We start from the raw sequence: 2,852 nt of genomic DNA on the forward strand, positions 1-2,852 counted from the left end.
GTCGATCATCAGCAGGGCGATGCTCGAGCGATCGCGATACGCGCGTGCCCATTCCTCTTTCAGACGCTCGTCGAAGCGGCGGCGATTGGCGAGGCCGGTGAGGCCGTCCTCGATCGCAAGCGTCTCCAGCCTGATTTCCAGCCTCTTCTGCTCGGTAATGTCACGCGTGATCGCGACCATGCCATCGACACTGCCGTTGCCCTTGCGTGTCACCCGCATGGTCGATTCGAGCCAGACGTCGCCGTGCTGCCGGTGCGCGTTGCGGTAGGTAAGCCGCGCCTCTTCCCTCTCGCCACGCTGCAAGGCGCCGACGATGGCCTTGACCTCCGGCAGATCGTCCGGGTTGACGCCCCCAAGAGCCGGCGTGCCGATCAACTGATCGGGGCGCCAACCGACGACGCGCACCGACGAGGGCGAGACATAGCGCAGCCGCTCGTCGAGGCCGATGCGCGTCACCATGTCGCTGGAGCCTTCGGCGAGCAGGCGGAAATGCGCCTCCTTCTCGGCCAGCGCGACGGCCATGCGCTTGCCCCGAAACAACTGCCGCACCAGCACGCCGCCGATCACTGCAATCAGCATCACCAGCGCGAACACATGGAGCATGCGCGAGATCGCCGCGGTTCGCCAGGGCGCGAGCAGTTCCTCCTTATCCAGCGTGGCTACCAGAACGAGCGGATAACGGCTGCTGCGCCAGAAGAAGCTGACGCGCTCGGCGCCATCAAGCGGCGATTGAAAATGATAGGCCCCGCTCGGCCGCTGCAGGCTGGGGTCGCGGAAGAGCGCGGTGTCGGCAACGCTGCGTCCGACGAATTTGTCGTTGCCGGGATTGCGCGCGACGATGATGCCGTCGGCATGAGTCAGTGCGACGGAACTGTTGCGGCCGATCTCGAACTGCTCGTAGAAACGCGAAAGATAGTTGGCGCTGATGGTCGCAAGCGCGACGCCGCCGAAGCTGCCATCCGGCTTGTTGAAGCGGCGCGAAAGGGTGACGACCCATTCGCCGTCGAGCAGGCTCTTCACCGGATGGCCGATATGAGGCTCTCGCTTGCGCGACAGCTGGTGATAGCGGAAGAAACCATCATCGCTCAAGGTCGATCCGATCGTGCCGGGCGAGGTCAGCCAATTGCCCTGATCGTCCATGATGGCGAGGCTGTGAATTCGATCGATCGCCTTCTTGCGCGCGTCCAGGATGATCCCGAGCTTGCCGATCGTGGCCGGCCCGGCGCCGTCCATCTCCAGCCGGCTGACGACGCCGACGACGGCGGTATCCAGCAGGTCGAGACTGTCCTCCGCATGCTGCCTCAGCGAGCGTGCGACATTCGCCAGTTCGGTTTCGGCGGCCTTGAGCACCGCATCACGAGCTGCCCATTCGCGCCAGCCGCTGACGCCAAGGATGGCTATGCAGGTCAGCGCGACGAACGCCGCCGCCCGCAACGGCAGACTCAGTCCGGCTTTTTGGGTCGCAGCATTCATGCGGCAGAGTTTCTCCGATCGTTCGGAAACTCTGCCGCTTCTATCGGTGAACTCTGAAATCACTCCTGAAGCCGGGCGAGATCCGCCCCGGTTCCAGTAGTCCTACGGACACCGCAATCAGCCCATCGCTAACAGGGCGTTAGCGAACCCGTCGGAATCCGGCTCCCGCCTTCTAGCTGAAGATCCGCTTGACCTTGCCCCAGAGCGAGGGACTGTCGGCATCAGCATCGGCCTTCGAGGGGGTCGGCTGCGCGGCGCTCACAGGATCGGAGGCCGGGAACGTATCCTTCAGCCCGGCGTCGAGCTTGGACTGCCGATCGGCGGCGAGGGCCTCGTGTAGATCGTCGGCATGCTTGTCGTGCGGGGCGGGATTGAATGTCTCAGCCATGATCTCCTCCATCGGCGGGTCAACGCGGCTCGATTGTCCTGGTTCCCCTGTTCCGCTGAGGACCGCGGCGGTGTATCAAGGGCCCTCACCTTCTGCAGGATCCTTGGTGCCCCAGTCTCCGACGAAACCCTTCATCGACGTGCTCTCCGGCCGGCGCCAAGCCATCCCGCCCATGTGGATGATGCGCCAGGCCGGGCGCTACCTGCCGGAATATCGCGAGGTGCGCGCCAAGGCGGGCGGCTTCCTCGATCTCTGCTTCAACCCAGAGCTTGCCGCCGAGGTGACGCTGCAGCCGATCCGCCGGTTCGGCTTCGATGCGGCGATCATCTTCTCCGACATTCTGGTGATCCCTTATGCGCTCGGACGTGAGGTGCGGTTCGAGGCCGGCGAGGGCCCGCGGCTCGAGCCGCTGGACGAGCCGGCCCAGGTCGCGACGCTGGCGCCGCGCGCGGATCTCGGCAAGCTTCAGCCGGTGTTCGATGCGCTGAAGCTGGTGCGCGGCGCGCTCGATCCCAAGGTCGCTCTGATCGGCTTCTGCGGCGCGCCGTGGACGGTCGCGACCTACATGGTCGCCGGCCACGGCACACCCGACCAGGCGCCGGCCCGGATGATGGCCTACCGCCATCCCGACGCGTTCTCGAAAATCATCGACGCGGTGGTCGACAGCTCGATCGAGTACCTGCTGGCGCAGCTCGCCGCCGGCGCCGACGCTCTGCAGATCTTCGACACCTGGGCCGGCGTGTTGCCGCCGGCCGAGTTCGCGCGCTGGTCGACCGAGCCGACGCGGCGCATCGTCGAGGGCGTGCGGGCCAAGGTGCCGGATGCGAAGATCATCGGCTTTCCCCGCGGCGCCGGCGCGCTGCTGCCCGGCTATGTCGAGACGACCGGCGTCGACGCGGTCAGCATCGACTGGACCGCGGAGCCGGCCTTCATCCGCGAACGCGTGCAGAGCAAGGTCGCCGTGCAGGGCAATCTCGATCCGCTCGTGCTG

The 2,852-nt window shown here is 66.0% G+C and carries 3 protein-coding genes; 1 reads left to right on the plus strand and 2 read right to left on the minus strand.

Features of this window, described 5'->3' with window-relative positions; all coding sequences use genetic code 11:
- Positions 1-1,473, minus strand: a 1,473-nt coding sequence (locus JHD07_RS36175) for a PAS domain S-box protein (RefSeq protein ID WP_291630892.1), incomplete at its 3' end; no start/stop codon positions are given.
- Between the two features lie 172 nt (positions 1,474-1,645).
- Positions 1,646-1,861: a hypothetical protein gene (locus JHD07_RS36180; RefSeq protein WP_291630894.1), complete on the minus strand. Its 216-nt coding sequence runs from the start codon at positions 1,859-1,861 to the stop codon at positions 1,646-1,648.
- 106 nt (positions 1,862-1,967) lie between these two features.
- On the opposite strand from JHD07_RS36180, the gene hemE reads away from it, so the two are divergent.
- The coding region (gene hemE, locus JHD07_RS36185) for a uroporphyrinogen decarboxylase (protein ID WP_291630896.1) at positions 1,968-2,852 on the plus strand (885 nt) is incomplete at its 3' end.

The sequence above is a fragment of the Bradyrhizobium sp. genome, from assembly GCF_016462955.1.
Taxonomy (GTDB): Bacteria; Pseudomonadota; Alphaproteobacteria; order Rhizobiales; family Xanthobacteraceae; genus Bradyrhizobium.